General features: G+C 72.7%; 26 protein-coding genes and 1 tRNA gene. 14 read left to right on the top strand and 13 right to left on the bottom strand.

Annotated elements, in window-relative coordinates; all coding sequences use genetic code 11:
- The 3 genes from VFV67_RS14830 to VFV67_RS14840 are packed head-to-tail and all read left to right on the top strand — an operon-like array spanning window position 1 to window position 2,253.
- Entirely contained in the window at window positions 1-705 is a 705-nt protein-coding gene (locus VFV67_RS14830) for a VIT family protein (protein ID WP_326470483.1), read from the top strand.
- 40 nt (window positions 706-745) lie between these two features.
- On the top strand, window positions 746-1,282 hold the full coding sequence (locus VFV67_RS14835) for a phage holin family protein (RefSeq protein WP_326470485.1): 537 nt from the start codon (window positions 746-748) through the stop codon (window positions 1,280-1,282).
- 29 nt (window positions 1,283-1,311) lie between these two features.
- Complete coding sequence (locus tag VFV67_RS14840; RefSeq protein ID WP_326470486.1) at window positions 1,312-2,253, top strand: alpha/beta hydrolase; 942 nt, start codon at window positions 1,312-1,314, stop codon at window positions 2,251-2,253.
- Window positions 2,254-2,256: 3 nt separating this feature from the next.
- Here the strand turns inward: VFV67_RS14840 and VFV67_RS14845 are convergent, their stop codons facing one another.
- Genes VFV67_RS14845 through nth form a run of 4 tightly spaced genes read right to left on the bottom strand, consistent with a single transcriptional unit; the run spans window position 2,257 to window position 5,484 of the window.
- Entirely contained in the window at window positions 2,257-3,441 is a 1,185-nt protein-coding gene (locus VFV67_RS14845; RefSeq protein WP_326470487.1) for a MarP family serine protease, read from the bottom strand.
- On the bottom strand, window positions 3,438-4,124 hold the full coding sequence (locus tag VFV67_RS14850) for a CoA pyrophosphatase (protein WP_326470488.1): 687 nt from the start codon (window positions 4,122-4,124) through the stop codon (window positions 3,438-3,440). The genes VFV67_RS14845 and VFV67_RS14850 overlap by 4 nt, the downstream gene beginning before the upstream one ends.
- Window positions 4,121-4,765, bottom strand: coding sequence for a TlpA disulfide reductase family protein (locus VFV67_RS14855; protein ID WP_326470490.1), 645 nt, complete (start codon window positions 4,763-4,765; stop codon window positions 4,121-4,123). The genes VFV67_RS14850 and VFV67_RS14855 overlap by 4 nt, the downstream gene beginning before the upstream one ends.
- Window positions 4,762-5,484 (bottom strand): endonuclease III, encoded by a 723-nt coding sequence (nth, locus tag VFV67_RS14860; protein ID WP_326470525.1) that lies wholly within the window; start codon window positions 5,482-5,484, stop codon window positions 4,762-4,764. The genes VFV67_RS14855 and nth overlap by 4 nt, the downstream gene beginning before the upstream one ends.
- A 235-nt stretch (window positions 5,485-5,719) precedes the next feature.
- On the opposite strand from nth, the gene VFV67_RS14865 reads away from it, so the two are divergent.
- From VFV67_RS14865 to VFV67_RS14875, 3 genes are all read left to right on the top strand, one after another.
- Window positions 5,720-5,971 carry a hypothetical protein gene (locus tag VFV67_RS14865; RefSeq protein ID WP_326470492.1) on the top strand — a complete coding sequence of 84 codons (252 nt, stop codon included), beginning with the start codon at window positions 5,720-5,722 and terminating at the stop codon, window positions 5,969-5,971.
- Between the two features lie 135 nt (window positions 5,972-6,106).
- Window positions 6,107-6,781 carry a Crp/Fnr family transcriptional regulator gene (locus VFV67_RS14870; protein ID WP_326470493.1) on the top strand — a complete coding sequence of 225 codons (675 nt, stop codon included), beginning with the start codon at window positions 6,107-6,109 and terminating at the stop codon, window positions 6,779-6,781.
- 440 nt (window positions 6,782-7,221) lie between these two features.
- Window positions 7,222-8,478, top strand: coding sequence for an MFS transporter (locus VFV67_RS14875; protein WP_326470494.1), 1,257 nt, complete (start codon window positions 7,222-7,224; stop codon window positions 8,476-8,478).
- On the opposite strand, the gene VFV67_RS14880 is transcribed toward VFV67_RS14875, so the two are convergent.
- Entirely contained in the window at window positions 8,475-9,992 is a 1,518-nt protein-coding gene (locus tag VFV67_RS14880; protein ID WP_326470495.1) for a CehA/McbA family metallohydrolase, read from the bottom strand. The two genes, VFV67_RS14875 and VFV67_RS14880, sit on opposite strands and share 4 nt — an antisense overlap.
- Before the next feature lie 115 nt (window positions 9,993-10,107).
- On the opposite strand from VFV67_RS14880, the gene dnaN reads away from it, so the two are divergent.
- Window positions 10,108-11,208 (top strand): DNA polymerase III subunit beta, encoded by a 1,101-nt coding sequence (gene dnaN, locus VFV67_RS14885; RefSeq protein WP_326470496.1) that lies wholly within the window; start codon window positions 10,108-10,110, stop codon window positions 11,206-11,208.
- Window positions 11,209-11,369: 161 nt separating this feature from the next.
- Here dnaN and VFV67_RS14890 read toward each other — a convergent pair whose 3' ends face one another.
- Window positions 11,370-12,149, bottom strand: a complete 780-nt coding sequence (locus VFV67_RS14890) for an MBL fold metallo-hydrolase (RefSeq protein ID WP_326470498.1) — start codon at window positions 12,147-12,149, stop codon at window positions 11,370-11,372.
- A complete protein-coding gene (locus tag VFV67_RS14895; RefSeq protein WP_326470527.1) occupies window positions 12,146-13,009 on the bottom strand; it encodes an NUDIX hydrolase in 864 nt (287 codons plus the stop codon). The genes VFV67_RS14890 and VFV67_RS14895 overlap by 4 nt, the downstream gene beginning before the upstream one ends.
- 43 nt (window positions 13,010-13,052) lie before the next feature.
- Between VFV67_RS14895 and VFV67_RS14900 the strand changes: the two genes are divergently transcribed.
- Window positions 13,053-13,994, top strand: coding sequence for a Gfo/Idh/MocA family oxidoreductase (locus tag VFV67_RS14900; protein ID WP_326470500.1), 942 nt, complete (start codon window positions 13,053-13,055; stop codon window positions 13,992-13,994).
- Between the two features lie 25 nt (window positions 13,995-14,019).
- Here the strand turns inward: VFV67_RS14900 and VFV67_RS14905 are convergent, their stop codons facing one another.
- From VFV67_RS14905 to VFV67_RS14920, 4 genes are read right to left on the bottom strand one after another with little or no spacing between them, the layout of a single operon-like run.
- Window positions 14,020-15,804 carry a hypothetical protein gene (locus VFV67_RS14905; protein ID WP_326470502.1) on the bottom strand — a complete coding sequence of 595 codons (1,785 nt, stop codon included), beginning with the start codon at window positions 15,802-15,804 and terminating at the stop codon, window positions 14,020-14,022.
- A 32-nt stretch (window positions 15,805-15,836) separates the two neighbouring features.
- The gene (locus VFV67_RS14910; protein WP_326470504.1) at window positions 15,837-16,460 is read right to left on the bottom strand and encodes a hypothetical protein; all 624 of its coding nucleotides are present in this window, start codon (window positions 16,458-16,460) and stop codon (window positions 15,837-15,839) included.
- Entirely contained in the window at window positions 16,453-16,920 is a 468-nt protein-coding gene (locus VFV67_RS14915; protein WP_326470506.1) for a RidA family protein, read from the bottom strand. Before VFV67_RS14915 ends, VFV67_RS14910 begins: the two co-directional genes overlap by 8 nt.
- A 3-nt stretch (window positions 16,921-16,923) precedes the next feature.
- Window positions 16,924-17,082, bottom strand: coding sequence for a hypothetical protein (locus VFV67_RS14920; RefSeq protein WP_326470507.1), 159 nt, complete (start codon window positions 17,080-17,082; stop codon window positions 16,924-16,926).
- Between the two features lie 55 nt (window positions 17,083-17,137).
- Between VFV67_RS14920 and VFV67_RS14925 the strand changes: the two genes are divergently transcribed.
- The 3 genes from VFV67_RS14925 to VFV67_RS14935 are packed head-to-tail and all read left to right on the top strand — an operon-like array spanning window position 17,138 to window position 19,557.
- Window positions 17,138-17,389, top strand: coding sequence for a hypothetical protein (locus VFV67_RS14925; protein WP_326470508.1), 252 nt, complete (start codon window positions 17,138-17,140; stop codon window positions 17,387-17,389).
- Between the two features lie 42 nt (window positions 17,390-17,431).
- Window positions 17,432-18,436, top strand: a complete 1,005-nt coding sequence (locus tag VFV67_RS14930) for an ArsA-related P-loop ATPase (RefSeq protein ID WP_326470510.1) — start codon at window positions 17,432-17,434, stop codon at window positions 18,434-18,436.
- Window positions 18,436-19,557, top strand: a complete 1,122-nt coding sequence (locus tag VFV67_RS14935) for an ArsA family ATPase (protein ID WP_326470511.1) — start codon at window positions 18,436-18,438, stop codon at window positions 19,555-19,557. Before VFV67_RS14930 ends, VFV67_RS14935 begins: the two co-directional genes overlap by 1 nt.
- Here VFV67_RS14935 and VFV67_RS14940 read toward each other — a convergent pair whose 3' ends face one another.
- Window positions 19,558-19,857 carry a WhiB family transcriptional regulator gene (locus VFV67_RS14940; protein WP_326470513.1) on the bottom strand — a complete coding sequence of 100 codons (300 nt, stop codon included), beginning with the start codon at window positions 19,855-19,857 and terminating at the stop codon, window positions 19,558-19,560.
- Between the two features lie 237 nt (window positions 19,858-20,094).
- On the opposite strand from VFV67_RS14940, the gene VFV67_RS14945 reads away from it, so the two are divergent.
- Complete coding sequence (locus VFV67_RS14945) at window positions 20,095-22,605, top strand: penicillin-binding protein (RefSeq protein ID WP_326470515.1); 2,511 nt, start codon at window positions 20,095-20,097, stop codon at window positions 22,603-22,605.
- Between the two features lie 161 nt (window positions 22,606-22,766).
- Here VFV67_RS14945 and VFV67_RS14950 read toward each other — a convergent pair whose 3' ends face one another.
- Window positions 22,767-23,240, bottom strand: a complete 474-nt coding sequence (locus tag VFV67_RS14950) for a GatB/YqeY domain-containing protein (protein WP_326470517.1) — start codon at window positions 23,238-23,240, stop codon at window positions 22,767-22,769.
- Between the two features lie 103 nt (window positions 23,241-23,343).
- On the opposite strand from VFV67_RS14950, the gene VFV67_RS14955 reads away from it, so the two are divergent.
- A complete protein-coding gene (locus VFV67_RS14955; RefSeq protein WP_326470529.1) occupies window positions 23,344-24,273 on the top strand; it encodes a metallophosphoesterase in 930 nt (309 codons plus the stop codon).
- A gap of 16 nt (window positions 24,274-24,289) precedes the next feature.
- A tRNA-Pro gene (locus tag VFV67_RS14960) sits at window positions 24,290-24,366 on the top strand.
- Window positions 24,367-24,402 lie beyond the last annotated feature (36 nt).

Raw genomic sequence — 24,402 nt, forward strand, 5'->3', positions numbered from 1 at the left:
TTGGCGCACGAGCGCGAGCCGCACGACAGCGGGCTCGCCGAGCGGCTGAACTGGCTGCGGGCCGGCGTACTCGGGGCGAACGACGGGATCGTCTCGGTCGCCGGCCTGGTGGTCGGCGTGGCCGGCGCCACGCCGGACCGGCTCACGGTGCTCACCGCGGGCGTGGCCGCGCTGGTCGCCGGGGCGCTGTCGATGGCCGGCGGCGAGTACGTCTCGGTGAGCACCCAGCGGGACACCGAGCGGGCCGCGCTGGACCTGGAGCGCCACGAGCTCTCCACCATGCCGGAGGCGGAGGAGCGCGAACTCGCCGAGATCTATGAGGAGAAGGGCCTGTCCCCCGATCTGGCCGCACGGGTGGCGCGCGAGCTGACCGAGGGCGACGCGCTGCGCGCGCACGCCGAGGCGGAGCTGCAGATCGATCCGGACAACCTGACCAGCCCGTTGCAGGCGGCCTGGGCGTCGTTCCTGGCGTTCTGCGCCGGCGGGTTGCTCCCGCTGGTGGTCATCACGTTCCCGTCGACCGGCCTGCGGGTGCTGGCCTGCGGGATCGCGGTGGTGGTCGGGCTGGCGCTGACCGGGGTGATCAGCGCCCGGCTGGGCAACGCGCCACCGGCCCGCGCGGTACTGCGCAACGTGGCGGTCGGCGTGACCACGATGGTGATCACCTACTTCGTCGGTGTCTTGTTCGGATCCGCCGTGCGGTGAGCCGACTCCCGAGCAGCCCGGGTGATTGATGCATGGCACGATGACGCACGTGACCAGCGCGCGCGACAAGACCAACGGCGACGGGCTGCCCCGGGTCCCGTCGATCCCGCTGACAGACGATCGTGCCTTCGATCCGAGCCGCCAGTCCATCGGCGATCTCGTCCGGGACGCCACCACGCACATGTCCACCCTGCTGCGGGCGGAAATCGAGCTGGCCAAGGCGGAACTGGCCAAGGAGATGAAGAAGGTCCTGGTCGGCAGCATCTTCTTCATCATCGCGCTGGCGGTGTTCGTGTACAGCACCTTCTTCCTCTTCTTCATGGAGGTAGATGTGCTGGACATCTGGCTGGACCGCTGGGTCGCATCGATCATCGTGTGGGTCGAGATGCTGGCCGTCGCGGCCCTGATGGCCTTCCTCGGTGTCCGGAAGATGAAGAAGCTCAAGGCTCCGGAGCGGACGATCAGCACGTTGCGGGAGACCGCGGACACGCTGGCCCACTTCGCCGAGGACGACAAGGAGACCGGCACGGCGGTCAGCCCGGTCGATCCGGCCCGCAACCAGCCCCGGCCGCGCTGACCGGGCGCGCCCTGCGCACCGCGCCGACCGTGCCCCCGACACCGGACCCGTCGTCGGTGCGGATCGACGGCCGGTGGGCGCACCGGGACGTGTTCGCCAACGGCATCCGGCTGCACGTGGCCGAGGCCGGCGAGGGCCCGCTCGTGGTGCTGCTGCACGGGTTCGGCGAGTTCTGGTGGACCTGGCACCACCAGCTCACCGCGCTCGGCGACGCCGGGTTCCGGGCGGTGGCGGTGGACCTGCGCGGCTACGGGGACTCGGACAAGCCGCCGCGCGGGTACGACGCGTGGACGCTGTCCGGGGACGTTGCCGGGCTGATCAAGGCGCTCGGCGAGCGGCGGGCACATCTGGTCGGCCACGGCTGGGGCGGGCTGCTCGCCTGGACGGTGGCCGCGCTGCACCCCCGGCTGGTGGCCTCGGTCGGCGCGGTGGCCGCTCCGCACCCGCTGGCGCTGCGCCGGCAGATCTTCCGAACGGCACTGCGCGGACAGCGGAAGAACCAGGCCCGGGCGATCGGTGAGCTGTTCGCCGCGCAGCTGCCGATCCTGCCGGAGCGCCGGCTGATCCGGGACGGCGCGGCGCGGGTGGAGGCCCGGATGCGCCGGCTGTCCGGTCCACAGTGGACCTACCAGCCGGAGTTTCCCGTCGCGGTGCGCAACTTCCAGGCGGCGGCGCTGGTCACCGGGGTCGCGCACAGCGCGCTGGAGTACTACCGGTGGGCGGTGCGCGCCCAACTGCGCACCGAGGGCCGCCGGTTCACCGAGGCGATGAGCCGCAGGACCGAGGTGCCGGTGCTGCAACTGCACGGCGCGCTCGACCCGGTCGTGCTGGCGCCGACCATGGCCGTGTCCGCCGACCTGGCCGGGCCGGATCTGCTCAGCGTGTCGCTGGCCGGTGCCGGGCACTACCCACACCTGGAGGCCCCGGAGGTCACCGGGACGATCCTCAAGAAGTTCCTGTCCGGTCCGTAGCCCTCAGTCGGCGCACCGGCCGGTGCCCACCTGGCTGGTCAGGCTCGGCGCCGCGGCCACCTCGTCGCGCACCTCGTCGGCGGTGAGCGCGAAGCCGGTGTCGGAGTTGTCCACCGCGGCCCCGAACACCACGCCGAGCACCTGGCCATCCGGGTCGATCAGCGGTCCACCCGAGTTGCCGCTCTTGACCACCGCGCGCAGCGTGAACACGTCCCGGTTGACCGTGCGCGAGCTGTAGATGTCCGGCCCGTTCAACGAGATCCGGTCCCGGACCCGGGACGGCGCCGCGGTGTACGGCCCGTCCAGCGGGTAGCCGAGCACGATGCTGTCCTGGCCGGATCCGGCGTCCTGCGCCGCGAACCGCATCGCAGGCGCGGTCAGGCCCGGCACGGCCAGCACCGCGACGTCGGTCTCCGGGTCGTAGTGCACGACCCGGGCGCGCAGTTCCCGGTCGCCGGACTCGACGGTCACCTCGTTGGCTCCGGCCAGCACGTGCGCGTTGGTCAGCACCCGCTGCGGCGCGATCACGAACCCGGTGCCCTCGAGGGCGCGTTCGCAGGACGGCGCCTTGGCCCGGACCTTGAGCACGCTCGGCCGCACCCGCTGCACCACCTCGCTGGCCTGCAGTGCCGGGTCCGGCGGCGCGACCTCCCGGCTCGGCGCGCGGTTGAACGGATCGACCACGGCCGGGAAGCCGGTGTCGTCGAGGATCTTGCGCAGCGCGGCGGGGAGATCCCTGGCCGCGGCCGGCATCACGTCGTCGACCCCGCCGAGCACCACCGACCGGTTGATCGCCGAGGCCAGGTTCGGCAGGTTGCCCACGGTGGCCAGGGCCGAGCCGATCAGCCAGCACACCACGAACACCACGAGGCCCTGCACCACCGCACCGAGCGCACTGTCCACACCGGACAGTTTGGGCGAGGAGAACCGCTGCCGGATGCTCCGCCCGACCCACACCCCGACGGTCTCGCCGAGCGCGATGAACAACACGAAGATGGCGAAGGCGAAGCCGACCCTGGTCGGGGTGGAGTCGACGCTCTCCACGACCAGCGGAGCGATCAGCACCCCGGCGATGCCGCCGACCAGCACCCCGATGAACGCCGGCAGCGCGATGATCACGCCCTGCCGCGCACCGGACACCGCGGCCAGCACGGCAAGCCCGATGACGACCAGATCCACCCAGTTCATGCTTCTACCCCCACCGCCTGCCATGCGGCGTCCAGGTCCCGGACGTCGCGGGTGTCCCAGGCCCGCTCCCAGCCGGCCACCTCGAGCAGCATGGTCAGTACTCCGGCGGTGAAACCCCAGACAAGCATGCCAGGCAGCGCGAACGCCGGCCCGACGAATCCCGACGGGTGCCGCACCAGGAACCGGTTGGCCGGGTCGGTGAGCAGCCGGATCGGCGCCCGGGCCACGGCCGCCGTCTCGGCCGGGTCCACCGCCCACACCCGGCTGGGCCGCTCCCAGTGCGCCAGCACCGGGGTCACGTGGAAGCCGGACACGGGGATGTGCAGCGTGGGCAGCACGGCCAGCGGCCGCACGCCGGACGGGTCGACCCCGGTCTCCTCGACCGCCTCGCGCAGCGCGGTGCCCACCGGCCCGTCGTCATCCGGTTCGGCGGCGCCGCCCGGGAAGGCGACCTGGCCGGAGTGCGCGCCGCCACCGCCGGCCCGCAGCTGCAGCAGCACGTCCGGCCCGTGCACCTCCTGCTCGCCGAACAGCACCAGCACGGCGGCGTCCCGGACATCGGTACCCGGCGGCGGCATCCGGAGGAACCGGCTGCTGTCCAGCTCGCCGCTGGCGGTGACCAGCCCGCGCAGCCACTCCGGAACGTCGGCCGGGTCGACCAGCGGCCCGTGGTCTGCCGTCATGAGCTGCCGTTTCCGTCGCGGGGCAGGTAATGGGCGACAGTCTGTCGCACCGACTCGACCGAGCGGAACACGCGCGGATCGGTGATCAGGTGCACCGACCCGTCCGGGCCGACCAGGTAGGAGGCCGGCAGCGCGTCCGGCACCCGCAGCGCGCGCAGCGCCGCGTCCTGCTGGTCGACCAGGTTCGGGAACCGCACCCGCAGCTCGGTCAGCAACCTGAGGGCGCCGGCCGGGTCGCTGCGCACGGCCAGGCCGACCACCGGCAGCGCGTCCGGCGCCGCGGCATACTCGGCCAGCAGCGGCAGCTCCTCCCGGCACGGCTCGCACCAGGTGGCCCACACGTTGACCAGCACCGCCCGGCCGGACAGCAGCGCGGCGAGGTCGACGCGGGAGCCGTCGGCCAGGCATTCGGCACTCACCCCGGACAGCTCCGCCGGCCCCGACGGGACCGCGGCCGGGGCTTCCGTCTGAGCGCACGGCGTGAGGGCGGCCGACGCCCGGGCGGTGGACAGGTCGGGCGGCTCCGCGGCGGGCGGTCCGGCCGGGCCGGCGTTCGGCGGGTCGGATCGCGGCCAGAGCGCCACCACCGCGGCGACGACCACGATCAACCCGGCCAGCAGCCAGCGTTGCCGGTTGCTCATTCGCCGCTCTTCACCGCCCCCGGGCGATACCCCTCGCGGGTGCGCTCGGCCAGCTCGATCAGGTGCTCCGCCTCGACGCCCTTGACCAGCTTGGCCGCGGCCTCCGGGTCGGTCGGCCCGGTGCCGTAGGCCGGGCAGTCGCGGAACAGCAGGCAGGCGCCGCAGGCGGGCTTGCGGGCGTGGCAGACCCGGCGGCCGTGGAAGATCACCCAGTGGGACAGCATGGTCCAGTCCTTGCGCGGGATCAGCCGGGCGATCTCATGCTCCACTTTCACCGGATCCTCCATCGCCGTCCACCGCCACCGCCGGGTCAACCGGCCGAAGTGGGTGTCGACCGTGATGCCGGGCACCCCGAAGGCGTTGCCGAGGATCACGTTGGCGGTCTTTCGGCCGATGCCGGGCAGGGTGACCAGGTCGTCGAGGTTGCCGGGCAGCTCGCCGCCGAACCGCTCCACCAGCGCGGCGCCAAGGCCGATCAGCGAGCTGGTCTTGTTCCGGTAGAAGCCGGTCGGCTTGATCAGCTCTTCCAGCTCGGCGCGGTCCGCCCCCGCGTAGTCGGCGGCGGTGCGGTACTTCGCGAAGACCGCCGGTGTGGTGAGGTTCACCCGCACGTCGGTGGACTGGGCGGACAAGATCGTGGCCACCGCCAACTCGAGCGGATTGGTGAAATCCAGCTCACAGTGGGCGTCCGGGTAGGCCTCGGCAAGCGCCCTGGTCATCCGGCGGGCGCGGCGCACCAGGCCGGGATCCTGGTCCACCGAGCCGTTTGACGTGGACGCCGTCGTGGTACCTCGGTGGGGTGGCCGTCGGGTCGCGGGTGGCACACCGCTAGCCTACGGGCCTCCGAACAACCCCAAACGTGCCCTGGACGTCTCTCTCAGTGACCGCCCGACCTTGCCGGCGTGGACCGGTGTCCACAATGGCCGAACTCGATGAGCGAGGATCGACGATCTTATGACCGTATGGTTCGTGTTCGCGGTGCCCCTAGTCGTCATGTTCTTCGCGCTGTTCATGGAGCGCGTCGAGGCCAGGCTGCGGCATGTCGCCGTGCAGGAGGAAGAGGTCGAGGAGTTCCTCGAGCAGGCGCGCCCGGACGAGGTGCGCGCGCTGTACGGACACGGCATCGGCCGCGCCCTCGAACTGTTCCGGCTGCGCCGGCTGGGTGGCCGGGCGGCCCGGCTGCGCGGCCGCCGGGTCAAGGTCTGAAGGGTTCGCCGGGAGCCGTCCCGCGAGTCCACGACACGTGTCGGTCGGCACAGGTCCTACACTGCATCCAGTGATCAGCGGCGACTCGCATCGTCACGCGGGGTCTGGCGCCGCAGGTGAATCGGGAGGCATGACGTGGAAGAGACCCTCGCTAGGGCGGGCATCTTCCAGGGTGTGGAACCGGCCGCGGCCGAAGCGCTCGCTTCCACGCTGGAACCTGTGGAGTTCCCACGCGGACACGTGATCTTCGCCGAGGGTGAGCCCGGCGACCGGCTGTACATCATCCTGGCCGGCAAGGTGAAGCTCGGGCGCAAATCGCCGGACGGCCGGGAGAACCTGCTCGGCATCTTCGGGCCGTCGGACATGTTCGGTGAACTGTCCATCTTCGACCCGGGTCCGCGGACCTCGACGGCCACCACGGTGACCGAGGTGCGCGCGGTGACGATGGACCGTCCGGCGTTGCGGCAGTGGATCGCGAACCGGCCGGAGATCGCCGATCAGCTGCTCCGGGTGGTCGCGCGGCGACTGCGCCGGACCAACGGCATGCTGGCCGACCTCATCTTCACCGATGTCCCGGGCCGGGTGGCCAAGGCGCTGCTGCAGCTCGCCCAGCGGTTCGGCAGCCAGGAGGCCGGTCTGCTGCGGGTGACGCACGACCTCACCCAGGAGGAGATCGCGCAGTACGTCGGCGCATCCCGGGAGACGGTGAACAAGGCGCTGGCCGACTTCGCGCATCGCGGTTGGCTGCGTCTGGAGGGCAAGAGCGTGCTGATCATGGATCCGGAGCGGCTGGCCCGCCGGGCCCGCTGAGACGTCCAGCACGAACGAAAGGGACCGGGCGCCGCCCCCGACGCGGCGCACCGGTCCCCGTGTTGCGCGGGTCATCCCCGACGCCCCGCGCTTCCCCGCCCTCCGGTACTAGGCCCCGACCCGTGTACCGAAGGGTGTTTCGGCGTTCCGTTAAACGCTGCGGCGGCCGGATCCGTTACCTGATTCCAGCAAGTTCTTCAACCATCGCACGTCGTTCTGCGGATTCGCTCAAGCCCTTTTCACTTGGTGGGACTCCCGGGGCCGGCCTCGGTTGTTCCGACCGGCCGGGATCGCCAACAGCGTTACCAAACCGAGACCTCAAAGGCCCGGCCTTGGGCCTACCCGAAGACCCGCGGGAGCAAACCCCGGTTCACTCGACGAGGTGAACCGGGGCCAAATTTAGTGGTACGTGCGTACCAAAGTTTGCTTTACTGGAAGACATGTCCCACTCAGCTCGCCTGTCCGACTATCGTGCCGCGCTCACCACGCCCGGCGCGCGTGCGCCGGTCGTCACCGCGCTGCTCGCCCGGCTGCCGATCGCCATGATCGGCCTGTCGCTGCTGCTCTACGTGCAGCGCCAGACCGGATCGTTCGCGATCGCCGGCCTGGTGTCGGCCGGCGTGCTGGCCGGCGTGGCGGTCGGATCGGTCGGGCAGGGCCGGCTGATGGACCGGCTCGGGCCGACCCGTCCGCTGCTGGTCACCTGCGCGCTGTTCGCCTGCGCGGTGGTCGCCGGAGTGCTGGTCATCGAGGCTCGGGCGGCCACCTGGGTGCTGGTCGGGCTGGCGTTCGTCATCGGCCTGACCCAGCCCACCGTCGGCTCCGCCTCCCGGGCGCTGTGGACCCGGCTGCTGCCGCCCGGGTCCGCCCGTGCCGCCGCCTACGCCTACGAGGCGATCAGCATGGAGGTGTTCTTCATCCTCGGGCCCGCGCTGGCCGGTGTGCTGATCGTCGCACCGTGGCCGGGCACCGGCGTGGTCGCCGGCAGCGCCTGCATGCTGCTCGGCGGCATCGGCTTCGCGCTGACCCCGGCGGTCCGCCGGACCAGGCCGGCCGCCGACCCCGCCGGCCGGGGCGGGCGCCTGCTCGGCGCGATGTCCAGCCCCGGCATGCGCACCGTGGCCCTTGCGGCGCTGGGCTTCGGCCTCACCATCGGCTTCATCGAGGTCGCCGTGCCGGCCGCCGCCACCCGGGCCGGGCACGCCCCGGTCGGCGGCCTGATGCTGGCGCTCTGCTCGGCCAGCTCGGTGATCTTCGGCATCCTGTACGCCACCCGCCCGTGGCCCCGTCCGCTGCACCTGCGCCTGCCCATGCTGCTGGCCGGGTTCTCGGTGCTGATCGCGCCGCTGGCCATCCCGGACAGCCTGCTCGGCCTGACCCTGCTGCTCCTGGTGACCGGCCTGCTGATCACCCCGCAGGCCACCGCGCACTCGGCGGCCCTTGAGAACGTCGCGCCGGCCGGCACGGTCACCGAGGCGTTCGGTTGGGTGATCACCTCGGTGACCTTCGGCCTGGCCCTCGGCCAGTCGGCCAGCGGCTGGCTGGTCGAGCACGCCGGCATCCGCGCCTCGTTCCTCGCCTCCAGCGCGGCCGGCCTCCTGGTCGCCGCCCTGGTCTGGGCCCGCCGGCACACCGTGACCGCGCAGCCCGCCACGACCCCGCCGGCCCGCGCGGCCCTGGTCCCGGCGACCGCCTAGGAGTCGAGGAAGATCGGGTTGGTCAGCGCCACCATCGTGTCCGGCGTGGTGGCGGTGGCCACCGGGCGACGCACCTCGGCGCGGACCCACTGGGAGTAGCGGGTCTGCGCCACCCACCGGACCGTGGCCGTCCCGGTCGCGCCGACCGGCTGGATCCACTGTGGACCGTTCTGGTCCAGGAACCGGACCGCCGTGCCCGGCACGCCGGACACGGTCAGCTCGACGGTGACCGGTGCGCCGGTGCCGGCCCGCAGCCGCTCACCGATGCCGGCCCGGCGGGTGCCGTCGGTGGCCGTGAAGGTCAGCTCGACACCGGCCGACTCGGCGATCCAGCTCCGCCCGGCCTTGAAGCCGTCCATCAGCCGGCGCGGGCCGAGCTCGTCGGCCAGCACCACGTTCTGCGGCAGCCCCACCACATGGTCGAGGTTGTGCGCGTCGCTGTTGCCCACCGCGGGCAGGAACGTGCCGGCCCGCAGCAGCCCGTCCCAGTTGATCACCGAGGCCTCGTCGTCCAGGGTCCACGGGCCGTTCCACACCTCGACCAGGTCGGCGTGCTGGTAGCCGAAGCCCCATGAGCAGCCGACGCACGGGGTGAACGGGTGGGCCGCGACAACCAGCCCGCCGGCCCGGCGCACCTCCTCGGCGAACCGGCGGAACTGGTGCCGGTCCCCGGCCCGGTACCGCCAGTCGATCCACTTGCCGGCCGGGAGGTGCCAGGCCGGCCAGTGCCCGGTCCGGGTGGTCACCTCCTCACCGTTGACGATGAGCAGGTCGTCGGTGGCGTGCGCACCCCACTGCAACGCCGCGCTCGAGGTGTTGTGCTCGGTGGAGACGATGAAGTCCAGGCCGGCGGCGCGGGCCGCGGCCACCAGCTCGGCCGGGGTGCGCAGGCCGTCGGAGTGCACCGTGTGCAGGTGGCCGTCACCGCGGTACCAGGCTCGGCCTCGGTCCCGCGCCGGGGCGCTGACCGGCGCGGGCGCTGGCCTGAACGCCGGGTCGGGGTGGCCGAACCGCAGCGTGACGGTCACCGAGTAGTTGAGCCCCTGCTGGGCCACCGTGTACGGCCCGAGGAGCACGTGCCAGCGGCCCGGCTCGATCGGCCCGGGCAGGTAGCCCGGGGTGGCCGCACCGGCGCTGATCGTGAACCGGTCGCGGGCCCCGCCGGACCAGCCGCGGAACCCGCGGTCGTTGCCCAACTGGATGCCGGCCGGCGAGAACATGCCGATGTCCAGGGAATTTCCCTTGGCGCCTTGCGGGACCTGCGGCCGGTCGTAGCTGTAGGAAACCTCGATCTCGCGCACCCCGCGGGGCACGTCCACCGGCAGGTAGTACCAGTCCGGCACGTCCGGGCGCAGCGTGCCGGTGACGGTCCTGGTCTGCTCGCCGGTGGGCTCGGCCCCGTCCGGCTCGGCGAAGGCGACGCCCGGGAGCAGCGTCCCGGCCACGGCCAGCGCCCCGGAGCCGGCCAACACGGTCCGGCGGCGCAGGCGGTCCTCGCACGGTTGCTCGCACATGCCGGTCAACCTAGGGGTGCGGAACCGACCTGCGGAACAGCCGACGGGTGAACGATTGGCGGCCCGGTTATGCGTGGCACCGGATTTGTCGGTGTTCCCGGTTAGCGTGCGCGCCATGGACCTCACCGTGACCACCGCCGATCTCGCCCGGGTCGCCTCCGACGCGGTCCGGCTGGTGCCCGGCCGGCTCACCGACCCGGTGCTGTCCGGCCTGCTGATCACCGCGGAGGCCGGCGGCGTGCGCCTGGCCGCGTGCGACCGGGAGCGCTCGGTCCGGCTGCGCTGCCCGGCCCTGGTGCACACCGACGGCCGGGTGCTGGTGCCGGCCCGGCCGCTGGCCGAGACGTTACGGGCGCTGGCCGAGCCCGAGGTGCGGCTGGTCGTCGAGGGCAGCCGGCTGGCCGTCCGGGTGCCCGGCGCCCGCTACGCCCTGCCGCTGCTGGATGCCGAGATCCATCCCGGTGTGCCGGAGCTGCCGGCCCGGGTCGGTGAGGTCGGCGCCGCGCCGCTGGCCGAGGCGCTCACCACGGTGGCCGCGACCGCGTCCCGGGACGACGCGCTGCCGCTCTACACCGGGGTGCGGATCCGGTCCGACGGCGACCGACTGGTGCTGCTGGCCACCGATCGGTTCCGGATGGCGGTCGCGTCCTTACCCTGGCGGCCGGCGGGTGAGCTGGACGCGCTGGTGCCGGCGCCGCTGCTGGTCGAGATCGCCCGGCAGATCCCGGACGCCGGCACGCTGACGCTGCACGCCGGCCGGGACGGGCTGGGCCTGTCCTGGGGTGCCGCCGAGGTGACCACGGCGGTGCTGGACGGCACGGCCATCCACGAGTCCAAGGTGGTCACTTCGGCCGTGGACACCCAGTTGGAGCTGGACGCCGACGCGCTGGCCGGTGCGGTGCGCCGGGTCGGCCTGTACACCGATCCGCGCGGCGTGCTGCTGCTCGAGGTGGGCGATGCCGAGGTCCGGCTGCGCGGCGCGGACCAGACCGCCGGCGAGGCCGAGGAGTCGGTCAAGGCCACGGTGGACGGCGGGCGGACCGGGCAGTCGTTCCAGGCCCGCTACCTCACCGACGCGCTGAAGCCGTTCCTCGGCGGCACCGTGCGCCTCGCCATCCAGCCCGGGATGCGGGCCACGATCCTGACCGCGGCCGAACCCGGCGAACCGAACCTGCGCTACATCGTGATGCCGATGCGCCCACCAACACCGGCCTAGGTGGGCAGTACCCCGAGGCCTGTCGCGTCGATCATTAAGACAAGTCTCGGACCAACCAACGGCAACCTCAGGGGCACCGTGACGCAACCCAGCCACAGTCAACCCGCTCACCGCACCACTGGCTGGAACGCAACAACTGCAGTTAATCCCGGAGAGGCGGGCTAGCGCAGGTAGTCCAGTTGGGCCCGGACCGACCACTCGGCCGGGCCCCACAGCGACGGGTCCACGTCGGCGTAGACCAGCTCGACCACCGCGCGCGGGCTGGCGTCCGGACCGAGTCGGCGCAGCGCCGCGCGCACCTGGTCCAGCCGCTCCTCGCGGTGCGCCAGGTACATCGCGGCGGTGCCGGCCAGGTCCGGCAGCTCCGGGCCGTGCCCGGGAAGCACCAGGGTGCCCGGCTCGGCGGCGGCTAGCGCACGCAGCGAGTCCAGGTAGGCGCCGAGGTCGAAGACCACCGTGGTGCCCCGGCCCAGCACGGTGTCGCCGGTCAGCACCGCGCGGACCCCGCCGGCGCCGACCGCGAAGCACACGGAGTCCGCGGTGTGGCCGGGCGTGTGCCGCACGGCCAGCTCCAGCCCGGCGGCCGCGACCACCTCGCCGTCGGTGAGCGGGTCGGCGTCCCGGCACAGTCCGGCGTCGAACGCCCGGACCGGCGCGCCGGTCCGCTCGGCCAGCCAGGAGGCGCCGCCGACGTGGTCGCCGTGGTGATGGGTGATCAGGATCACCGCCACCGGGCCGGCCGCGGCGGCCACCCGCTCCAGGTGGCTCTGGTCCCGGGTGCCCGGGTCGACCACGACGCAGCGGTCCGCGCCGGGGCCGCGCAGCAGCCAGGTGTTGGTGCCGTCCAGGGTCATCGCGGACGGGTTGTTCTCCAGCAGCACCTCGGCGAACGGGGCCACCGGCCGCGGGATGCCGTAGGCCGGGTGGGCGAGAGCGGTCACCGGCGCTCCAGCCGGTCGTCCGGGCGAGCGTCGAGGTGGTTGGCGGCGCTGTCGTAGCCGGGTTCACCGTTCACCAGCAGCCGCAGCACGTCCCCGTCCCGCACCACCCGCGGCATCAGCTTGGTGATCGTGCGGTCGCGGTGCATCGCGTCGGCCAGCGAGCCGCACTCCTCCAGCTCCGCCAGCGTGGTCCAGGTCGGCGGCAGCAGGCCACGGCGGCCCTGCTTCCAGTCGTCCAGCGCGTCGGTCGGCCGGTACCAGCCGGCCTCGGCGGCCTCCGTGGTGGCGCCGTCGGCGCGCTGCCCGTCCGGCACCGCGGCCAGGAAGAACCGGGTGTCGAACCGGCGCCGCTCGGCCTCCGGGGTCACCCAGTTCGCCCACGGCCGCAACAGGTCCGCGCGCAGCACCAGGCCGGCATCGGCGAGGAACTGGGCCAGCGAGGTCTCCCGCTCGACCAGCTGCCGCCGGGCCTCGTGGTACGGCCGGGTGTCGGACACCACACCGGTCGCGTCCGGGCCGGCCAGCAGCACGCCGGACTCCTCGAACGTCTCCCGCACCGCCGCGCACACCAGCGCCCTGGCCAGCGCCGGGTCCACCCCGAACCGGCGGCCCCACCAGGCCGGCTCCGGGCCGTGCCAGGCGACCGAGGTGTCGGCGTCGCGCGGGTCGACCGAGCCACCGGGAAAGACGGTCATCCCGCCGGCGAACGCCATGCCCCTTACCCGGCGCAGCAGGAACACCTCGATCCCCGCCTCGGCATCCCTGACCAGCATGACCGTGGCCGAATCCCGGGGCGTGACCGGTGGGTCGGGGGGGTCCTCCGGAACGAACCCGGGCGGCAAAACCAGTTCAGTGGGCAGGTCACGCACGCCCCGAGCCTACGAGGGTGCAGGATGTGTGGCCATGGCAGAACGTGGGGACACTCCGCTACGCGTGGGCCTGGTGGGCTCCGGACCTTGGGCGCGCTCCGTGCACGCGCCCGCCATCGCCGCGCACCCGCGAACCCGGCTCGTTTCGGTGTTCGCCCGGCGACCGAACGCGGCGGCCGAGGTGGCCGCGCCGTACGGCGCGACGGTGGCCCACTCGTTCAAGGAGCTGGTGTCCTCGGTGGAGGCCGTCTCGTTCGCGGTCCCGCCGGCGATCCAGGCCCCGCTCGCCGTGCACGCCGCCCGGGCCGGCCGGCACCTGATCCTGGAGAAGCCGGTCGCGTCCACGGTGGACGAGGCCGAGCAGCTGGTGGCGGCCGCGGACGACGCCGCCGTGGCCACCGTCGTGGTGTTCCTGCGCCGGTTCGCCGCCAGCACCATCGAATGGCTGGACGAGCTGCACCGGGCCGGCGGCTGGACCGGCGGGACCGCGCGGTGGATCTCCGGCGCGCTGCTCGGCGGCGAGTTCTCCCGCTCGCAGTGGCGGCACGAGGGCGGGGCGCTTGCCGACGTCGGGCCGCACGTGCTTGACCTGCTCGACGCCGCGCTCGGCGAGGTCAACGGGGTGCTCGCGGCCCACCGCGGCGAGCCGGACCTCTGGCAGGTGGTGCTGTCCCACGCCAGCGGCGCGACGAGCACCGCGACCATGTCGATGCGTACGCCGGTGCGCCCGTCGATCTCCGACGTGTCGGTCTACGGGATGCACGGCTACCGGGAGCTGGCGGTGCGCAACGAGAGCGCTCAGGACTGCTTCCACCGGCTGCTGGACGACTTCCTGTCGATGGTGCACAACGGACAGACGGTGCACCGCTGCGACGTCAGCCGCGGCCTGCACGTGCAGCGGCTCATGGACAACGTCGGCTACCTGGCCGCCCGTGGTTTGGCCGCCGCCCAGTTCGGCGGCGGGTTCCCGCGCTAACCGGCCCGCCCCGAACCGCCGGTGGTCAGCGGCGGTGGTCGGGGTACTGCGGCGGGAAGCCGTTGACCATGGTCGGGCTGCCGGAGTTGGGCCAGCCGTAGTTGCCGTTGCCGTTCTGACCGCCGCCGTGCCGGGCGGTGCGCTCGGCCTCGGCGCGCTCGCGGCGGACCAGCTCGTCCTGAAGCTGGCGCAGCAGGTTCTTCTCCTGCTCGCTGAGCGCGGCGTCGGCGCCGCCGGGCAATGCCGGCCTGGCGTTGGCGTACGGCGACGGGGGCAGCTCGTTCATCCACGACGGGGCCGGCGCGGTGCGGCCCAGGCTGGGCGGCTCCAGACCGGGCACCGCCGGCCCGCCGGGCCGGGCCGGCGGCATCCCGGACATGCTCGGCGGGGCGACCGCGCGGGCGCGGCCCAGGCTCGGGGGATCCAGCCGCGGCACCGCCGGCGGCGTCCGGGACATGCTCGGCGGGCCGGCCTGGGCGGCTGGCATCCGGGACAGGCTCGGCGGGCCAACCTGGCCGGGGCCGGGGAAGCTCGGCGGATCCAAGCGGGGCACGGCCTGCGTGCGGCCGGGGAAGCTCGGCGGATCCAAGCGGGGCACGGCCTGCGTGCGGCCGAGGCTGGGCGGATCCAAGCGGGGCAGCGCCGGGCCGGCGGGCCGGGCCGGCGGCATCCGGGACAGGCTCGGCGGGCCGGCCGGCGGCGCGGGCGGGCGGAGGCCACCCGGCGGCGGCATCCCGGGCGAACTCGCCTGGGCGGCCGGCATCCGGGTCAGGCTGGATTGCCCGGCTGGCAGGCTCGGTGGACCGGCCTGGGCGGCTGGCATCCGGGACATGCTCGGCGGTCCGAGTTGGGCGGCCGGCATCGGCGACATGCTCGGCGGGCCGGCCTGGGCGGCCGGCATCCGCGAGACGCTCGGGGGCCCCGGCATCGGCGGTGGCACCGGTGACCGGCCGATTTGGGCGGCCGGCATCCGGGTCTGGCTGGGCGGGCCGGCCGGCATCGCCGGCACGCTGGGCGGGCCGAGTTGGGCGGCCGGCACCCGGCCGAGGCTGGGCGGCTCCAGGCGGGGCACGGCGGGCGTGCGGGGGTTGCTGTCCAGACCCGCCGGTACCGGGGCGCGGGGCGGCGGGGGCACCGCGGGGATCCGGGTCAGGCTGTCCTGGGCCGCGCCGATCCCCGGCCGGGGCGGGCCGGCGGTGATCGCCGCGGCCGGGACCAGCGGTACCTGGCTGGCGTGCTGCATGGCCGCGTGGTGGTATTCGGGCGCCTCGGCGCCGTCCCGGAGCACCTCCACCGAGGCCCGGATGCCGGCCCGGCGCAGCGCGTGCTCCAGCCGGTAGGAGGTGGCCGGGGGAAATCCACCCGGCCCGACGCCGACCAGCACCACCCGGTGTGGCACCGGCCCGGACGCCGCTCCGGCCGGGGTCAGCCGCCACACCGACCACACCGAGCGGACGTCCGGAAGCATGTCGAGCACCCGGTGCGCGCCCTCGGCGACCCCGTGCCCGGCGTCCTCGCTGCCGCCGAACCGGTGGCGCACCGCGGCCGACGCGTCGTCGACGGTGAGCCGGTTGAACAACGTCCGGTCCAGATAGGTCTGGGTGAACAGCGCGTCCAACTCGGACCGCTGCGCCGCACCGATCGGGATCCGGCCGGCGATCAGGCAGCCGACCAGGAACTCCAGCGTGCGGTCCACTTCGGCCGAGGCCAGCAGCTCACGCGCGTCGGCCAGCGCGTCGTCGTCGACTCTGCCGGCGAAGGTGAGCAGCAGATCGTGCGCCCGAACCGGTAAGTCGGCTACCTGGGCCACGAAGTCTCCTCACGGTCGTCGGGCGGCGGTGGTCAGCGGCCGGTCGGCTGCCTCCGGTAGCCGCGCAGCCCCGGCAGCAGCGGCTCGGAGGCCGCGAGCGCCGCCTGGTGGTACGCCGGCAGCTCACCGCCGTCCGGCAGCACCTCCACGCCCGGCTCGTAGGTGCCGAGCGCGCGCAGTACCCGCTGCAACTCGCCGGTCAGCCGCGCGTGCTCGGCCGCGGCGGTGACCAGCACGATCCGGCACACCGGGCCAGGTCCGGACCGGTGCCGGCGCCAGCTCCCGCGCACGTCGAGCACTTCGGAACGGCCGGAGAGGACCGCGCCGAGCACTACCGCCGTCGAGTCACCCGTGCTCACCCATTCGGGCGACTCTGGGGTGAAGGTGTAGCCGACATCGCCGATTTCGTCTACCCATGGCAGCGCGTTGAGCAACCCCAGATCGGCTCCTGCGGTCAGCAGTGCCGCGTTGAGCAGCTGAGACTCCTGCGCGGTGATCGCCAGCCGGTCCCGCAACAGGGTCAGCGGCAGCGACCGGGCCAGCGCGTCCAGCGCGCCGGCGGCCAGCCAGTCCCGGAACCGCCACAGCTGCCGGTCCGGTAACCGCCCGGCCAGCCGCAGCAGCAGTTCGTGGCAGGACCCGACCGGATCATTCATCCGGGCGGACCTCGACGACCAGCTCCACCTCGACCGGCACCCCGAGCGGCAGCTCGGCCACCCCGACGGCGGACCGGGCATGCCGGCCTGCCTCGCCGAACACCTCGCCGAGCAGCTCGGACGCCCCGTTGAGCACGGTCGGCTGGCCGGTGAACCCCTCGGCGGAGGCCACGAAGCCGACCACCTTCACCACCCGCACCACCGCGTCCATGCCGACCAGCGCATCCACCGCGGCCAGCGCGTTCAGGGCACAGGTGCGGGCGTGCTGCTTGGCCTCCTCGGGCGCGATCTCGGCGCCGACCTTCCCGGTGGCGGCGATCACCCCGTCCACGAACGGAACCTGGCCGGAGGTGAACACCAGCGTGCCGGTACGCACCGCCGGGACGTAGGCGCCGGCCGGCGGCGCCACCGCGGGCAGCCGGATGCCGAGCTCGGTCAGCCGGTCGCTCCAGGCTGGCACGGCTCAGGCCGCCTTCGGCCGCTTGAGGTAAGCCACCAGCTGCTCACCGGTCGGTCCCGGCAGCACGGTCACCAGCTCCCAGCCGTCCGATCCCCACTGGTCGAGGATCTGCTTGGTGGCGTGGATCAGCAACGGCACCGTGGCGTACTCCCACTGGGTCATGAAGCGGCAGCGTAGTCGTCACGGAACGAACCGGGATGACCGCTACCGTGTTCCAATGGAAGCCTGGCGACTGATCGCCGCGGCGCTGATCGCCGCCGGCGGCCTGGTCCTGGTCCTGCTCACCATGGCGAAGGTGCGGGAGCGCAGCGGATCCACCACCGGCCAGGTGGCGCTGGCCGGCGCGATCACGTTCACCATCTTCGCGGTGCTCTGCGTACTGGTCGCCACCGCGCTGGCGCCGTGGCTGTCCTGGGCGCTGGTCATCCTCGTCGGGCTCACCGTGACGGTCATGCTGTTGGCCAGCTGACATTGAACGGCATTCGGGGAACCGGACATTTAGGCTGGTCCGGTGACCACTGCCGGTTCCGGTTGGAACGACACCATCGCCCGGGCGCGGCTGCATGTGGTCACCGGTAAGGGTGGCACCGGCAAGACCACGGTCGCCGCGGCGCTGGCCCTCGCGCTGGCCACCGGCGGCCGGCGGATCCTGCTGATCGAGGTGGAGGGCCGGCAGGGCGTGGCCCAGCTGTTCGACACCGCGCCGCTGCCCTACGCCGAGCAGCGGATCGCCGCGGCGCCGGGGGGCGGCGAGGTGCGCGCGCTGCACGTGGACGCCGAGGCGGCCCTGCTCGAGTACTTCACCATGTTCTACAACCTGGGGTTCGCCGGCCGGACGCTGCGCCGGATGGGCGCCATCGAGTTCGCCACCACGATCGCCCCCGGCCTGCGAGACGTGCTGCTCACCGGCAAGGTCAAGGAGTGCGTCGGGCGCACCGACGAGCATGGCCGGCACGTCTATGACGCGGTCGTGCTGGACGCCCCGCCGACCGGGCGGATCGTGAAGTTCCTCGACGTCACCCGGGCCATGGTCGACCTGGCCAAGGTCGGGCCGATCAAGGGGCACAGCGAGGGCGTGGTGCGCCTGCTGCACTCCGGGGACACCGCGGTGCACCTGGTCACGCTGCTCGAGGAGATGCCGGTGCGGGAGACCATCGAGGCGGTGGCCGAGCTGGACGGCGCCGAGCTGCGGCCCGGCGCGGCGATCCTGAACCGGGTCCGGCCGTCCCGGCTGCCGGCCCGCTCGGTGACCTCGGCCGCGGGCGGGCGGGTGGACGCCGGCCGGGTGCGTGGCGGCCTGACCGCGGCCGGGCTCGACCCGGTCGCCGCCGGCCTGGACGGGCTGGTGGCCGAGACCGTCGAGCACGCCGTCCAGGTGCAGGCGCAGCGGCGCGCCCGGGACCAGCTCGGCGAGGTGGACCTGCCGATCCTGGAGCTGCCGGAGAGCAACGACGGGGTGGACATCGCCGCGCTGTACGAGTTCGCCGAGGCGCTGGTCGACCAGGGGGTCTGCTAGTGGCCGGGGCGCTGCGGATCGACGCGCTGATCGACGACCCGGACACGCACGTGATCGTGTGCTGCGGGTCGGGTGGAGTGGGAAAGACCACAACGGCCGCGGCCATCGCGGTGCGCGCGGCCGAGCGGGGCCGCAAGACCGTCGTGCTCACCATCGACCCGGCGCGGCGGCTGGCCCAGTCACTCGGCCTGCGCACGCTCGGCAACACGCCGAAGGCGGTCGAGGTCGACGGGTTCGAGCCGGCCGGCGAGCTGTCCGCGATGATGCTGGACATGCGCCGCACGTTCGACGACATGGTGCTGGCGCACGCCGGGGAGGAGCGGGCCAAGGAGGTGCTGGCCAACCCGTTCTACAAGACCATCTCCACCTCGTTCTCCGGCACCCAGGAGTACATGGCGATGGAGAAGCTCGGCCAGCTCGCCGGCGAGGGCCGGTGGGACCTGATCGTGGTGGACACCCCGCCGAGCCGCTCGGCGCTGGACTTCCTGGACGCCCCGCAGCGGATGTCCGCCGCGCTGGACGGTCGCATGATCAAGCTGCTCACCGGGCCGGCGCGGGCCGGCGGCTGGGGGGTACGCAAGGTGGTCAGCGCCGGGTTCGGGCTGTTCGCCAAGGCCGTGTCGACGATCATCGGCGGGCAACTGCTCGCCGACGCCTCGGCGTTCGTGCAGGCCTTCGACGGGATGTTCGGCGGGTTCCGGGAGCGGGCCCGGCGGACCTACGAGCTGCTGCGCTCCGGGGGCACCGCGTTCGTCGTGGTGGCCGCGCCCGAGCCGGACGCGCTGCGCGAGGCCAGCTACTTCGTCGAACGGCTCTCGGAGGACGGGATGCCGCTGGCCGGGTTGGTGGTGAACCGGACCCATCCGGTGCTGGCCCGGCTGTCCGGGCCGGCCGCGCAGGCCGCGGCCGATCGGCTGGATCGATCCGGGGAGGCTCCGCTGGCGGCGGCGGTGCTTCGCCTGCACGCCGACCGCGTGGCGGTGGCGGAACGGGAGGGCCGGCTGGTCGCCCGGTTCACCAAGGCGCATCCTGCGGTGCCGGTGGTCGCGGTCCCGGCAATGCCCTCCGACGTGCACGATCTCGACGGTCTGCGGGAAATCGGTGCAGGGTTGGCCGGCTGATCAGCCGACCCGGACGTCATCCTCGGTGGCTTCGCGCCGGGCGTTGTCCAGCAACTCTCGCCACGAGGTCACGTCCGGGCGGCGCCGGAGTAAAGCCCGTCGCTCACGCTCGGTCATGCCGCCCCACACACCGAACTCGATCCGGTTATCCAACGCCTCCGCGAGGCACTCGGTGCGCACCGGACACGCGACGCAGACCAACTTCGCCTTGCGCTGCTCCTTGCCGCGGACGAACAATCCGTCGGGGTCCTCGTCTCGGCACAGTGCGTTCACTCGCCAATCTGCCTGGTCATTTTGCATGACCCCCACCCCTAGCTGTGTCTCGACACCTCGACCTCTTAACCCGACACCCCCCGGCATCGGGTGCCTCCAGTCGGCTCCGCGGGTGCGGGCCGGCTATTGGCGCGTCGTGAGACGTTGACGGACTCTAGAGGTCGCTGGTTCCCTACTGAACACCGGCCCCGACAGCCGTTACCTAATGTCAACAACTCTTCGGAGCGGAAAGTACTCCGGACGGGTGCCGCGTAGGCTAGGCGCGTGCGAGTCGGAGACAGCCTGCTGAAGCTTCTCGGTCTGTGTCTTTTGGCCGGTGTCCTGGTCGCCGGCATGCTGTTTCCCGCGGTGGGTGCGCTCGGTGTGGTCTCGAACCGGGCGAGCGACGCGATCGACAGCGTGTCCGGCAACCTGGTGGCGTCCGACCCTGCCCTGGTCACAACGGTTGCCGACGCAAACGGCACGCCGATCGCCTACCTCTACGACCAGTACCGCATCCCGGTGACCGCCGAGCAGATCTCGCCGACCATGAAGGCCGCGCTGATCGCGATCGAGGACCGCCGCTTCTACGAGCACAACGGCGTGGACTGGCGGGGCACGATGCGCGCCGCGGTGAGCAACCAGACCTCCGGCGAGGTCCAGGGTGCGTCCACACTGACCCAGCAATACGTGAAAAACTATCTGATTAACGTCGTCTATCGAGGCGACGAGCCGGAGAAGAAAATCGAGCAGAAGCGCGCCCAGGAGCAGACCATCACGCGCAAGCTCCGCGAGGCCCGGATCGCCATTCAGCTCGAACAGAAGATGACCAAGGACGAGATCCTCACCGGCTACCTGAACATCGTCGAGTTCGCCTACCAGGTCTACGGGGTCGGCGCCGCCGCGCACGCCTACTTCCACACCACCCCGGACAAGCTGACCGTGGCGCAGGCCGCGCTGCTCGCCGGCATGGTCAACAACCCCAGCCGGTACAACCCGTGGCAGCGGCCGGTCGAGACGCTCAAGCGGCGCAACCTGGTGATCGACAAGATGGTGGAGACCCAGAAGCTGTCGCCGGATGCCGCCGAGACCTACAAGAAGGAGGAGCTGGGCATCCTGCCGGCGCCGGACAAGCCGGCCGCCAACTGCGTCGGGGCCGGGCCGGAGTACGGCTTCTTCTGCCAGTACGTCGAGGACTACCTGAAGAAGATCGGCTTCCCCCGCGACCAGCTCTACAGCGGCGGCTACGTGATCAAGACCAGCTTCGACGCCAACGCGACGCACATGGCCAAGGTGGCCGCCGAGAACCAGGTCCCCAAGAACACCGACGGCATCGCCAACACCATGGCCATCGTGCGGCCCGGCAAGGAACGACATCAGGTCGTCGCGCTGGTGTCCAACCGGGACTACGGGTTGAACAAGGACGCCGGGGAGACCGTCTACGGCCTGCCGTACGACACCGCCAACAAGTTCGGCGCCGGATCCATCTACAAGATCTTCACCGCGGCCGCGTACCTGGAGCGGGGCGGCGGCATCTACCAGACCATCGCCACGCCGGCCACGCACGTCTCGTCGGTGTTCACCGGTGGCGGCGAGAAGTGCCCGCGCACCGAGCGCCGCGACGACGGGGACAACCGCTGGTACTGCCTGAGCAACGCCGGCGAGTACGGCCCCCAGATGAGCCTGCAGGACGCGCTCGCCAAGTCCCCGAACACCGGCTTCGTCATCCTCGAGGAGCAGGTCGGCATGGACCTGGTGGTGGACATCGCGTCCCGCCTGGGTCTGCGCGAGACCATGGCGCTGAACTCCGGGGGCCGGCCGCCGAACCCCAACGCGAAGAACGACGAGGAGCGGCTGTCGCAGGTCGAGTTCTTCAAGAGCCACCCGCCCAACAGCCCGGGCCGGGCCTCGTTCACGCTCAGCCCGGCGGCCACCAGCACCCTCGAACTGGCCAACGTGGCGGCCACGCTGATGAGTGGCGGCGTGTGGTGTCCGCCGAGCCCGATCGTCGAGGTGCTCGACCGCAACGGCAAGAAGGTCGACGTCCCCGAGCAGCCGTGTGACCAGGCCGTATCCGAGGCGCTGGCCAACACGCTGGTGGTCGGGATGGGCAAGGACGACACCTCCGGCACCGCGGCCCGCGCCGCCTCGGCGGCCAAGTGGAACCGGCCGATGCTCGGCAAGACCGGCACCACCCAGGAGCACAAGTCGGCCGGGTTCGTCGGCGCCACCCCGCAGCTCGCCGGAGCGGTGCTGACCTTCAACGACAGCCCGAGGCCGCGGCCGATCTGCGACGACCCGACCCGGCTGTGCGGCACCGGCAACATCTTCGGCGGCAAGACGCCGGCGCAGACCTGGTTCGAGGCGATGAACCCGATCATGGCCGGCCAGCCGGTGATGCCGCTGCCGGCACCCGACCCGCGCTACCTCAACGGCGGCGACAACACCAAGGTGCCCAACGTGGTGGGCAAGAGCCAGCAGGAGGCCACCCAGATCCTGCAGAACAGCGGGTACAAGGTGGCCGCGCGGACCCGCAACGACGCCGCCAAGCGCGGCACGGTCGTGGCCCAATCGCCACGCGGCAACGCGATCCCCGGTGCGACCGTCACGATCCACGTCAGCAACGGCATCGCGCCGGCGCCGTCCACCCCGCCGGGGCCTGACCCCGGTCCCGGCTTCCCGGGGATACCCGGCGTTCCGGGCTTCCCCGGCAACGGTGGCGGCCGCGGCGGTGGGGGCGGCGGTGGCGGTGGCGGCGATCCCGGCGAAGGCGGGGCGATCATCCTGCCCAACTAGTCCGCGCTAGTCCGGGTTTTACTGCTGTTGTCGCGTCCCAGCGAACGCGCGGATTACGGGGTGATTGTGGCTGGGTGCCGGCACGGTGCCCCTGAGGTTGCGTTGGTTGGGCAAGGACTTGACCCGATCCAGAAGCCGGCCTAGCGGGTGGCGGCTTCTGGTCAGCTCTGCGTGAGCCGGGCCTTGACCAGGGCGGCCACCCGGCCACCGTCGGCGCGGCCGGACACCCGGGCGTTGGCGGCCTTCATCACCTGACCCATCTGCTTCGGGCCGGGTGCGGCGCCCAGCTGCTCGGTGACCTCGGCCACCGCTTCGGCCACCAGCGCCGTCAGCTCGTCGTCGTCGAGCTGGCGGGGGAGATACTCGGCGAGCACCGCGGCCTCGTCCAGCTCGGCCTGTGCCTGCTCGGCCCGGCCGGCGGCGGCGAACGCCTCCGCCGCCTCCTTGCGCTTGCGCACCTCGCGGCCGAGGACCTTCTCGACCTCGGCGTCGGTCAGCTCACGCGCGGCGGTACCGGACACCTCCTCGTTGGTGACCCCGGTCAGCGCCATGCGCAGGGTGGCCACCCTGGTCTTCTCCCGGTTCTTCATCGCGGCCGTGAGGTCGTCCTTCAGCCGCTCCTTGAGCGAAGGCATGTGGCGAACCCTACTGGCCGGGTGCGCACGTGACCGATCCTCACCGCGCCGGGTTACGCTCGGGCACGTGAGCACGTTGGCAAGCACCGTCCGCCGGGTCGCGCTGGGCACGACCGCCCTCGGCACCGCGACCCTCGCCTACGCCGCCGGCATCGAACGCCGGCACTGGACACTGCGGCAGGCGACCCTGCCGGTGTTGTCCGAAGGGGCCCGGTCGCTGCGCGTGCTGCACATCTCGGACCTGCACATGATGCCGAACCAGCGGTCCAAGCAGCGCTGGGTGGCGGCGCTGGCCGACCTCAAGCCGGACCTGGTGGTCAACACCGGGGACAACCTGGCCCACCGGCAGGCCGTCCCGGCCGTTGTGCGCGCCCTCGGCCCGCTGCTGGACGTCCCCGGCGTCTTCGTGTTCGGCAGCAACGACTACTACGCACCGCGACCGAAGAACCCCGCACGGTACCTGTTCCCGTCCAAGAAACGCATCCACGGCGTCCCGCTGCCCTGGCGGGACCTGCGCGCCGCCCTGATCGAACGCGGCTGGCTCGACCTCACCCACGTCCGCCGCCTGCTGATGGTGGACGGCCAACCCATCGCCGTCGCCGGCGTCGACGACCCGCACCTGCGCCGCGACCGCTACGCCGACATCGCCGGCCGCCCGGACCGCTCGGCCGCCCTGCGCCTCGGCATCACCCACTCCCCCGAACCCCGCGTCCTGGACGCCTTCGCCGCCGACGGCTACGACCTGGTGATGGCCGGCCACACCCACGGCGGCCAGCTGCGCATCCCCGGTTACGGCGCCATCGTCACCAACTGCGAACTCGACCGCTCCCGCGCCCGCGGCGCCTCGCGTTGGGGAGTGCACATGTGGCTGCACGTCTCCGCCGGCCTCGGTACCTCCCCGTACGCCCCGGTCCGCTTCGCCTGCCCCCCGGAAGCCAGCCTGCTCACCCTCGTCCCCCGCAGCACCCCCGACCCCGACACCCACCCCGGCATCGAACGCGCCCCCTTCGGAGCCGGCGCGGACGTCAGCTAGACTGCCACAGGTTCACCGGGGTGTGGCGCAGCTTGGTAGCGCGCTTCGTTCGGGACGAAGAGGTCGCAGGTTCAAATCCTGTCACCCCGACCAGCACAGGGCCCGTCCATTGTGGAATGGACGGGCCCT

It is taken from the genome of Actinophytocola sp., assembly GCF_035762905.1.
In the GTDB taxonomy this organism is placed as follows: Bacteria; Actinomycetota; Actinomycetes; order Mycobacteriales; family Pseudonocardiaceae; genus DASYTH01.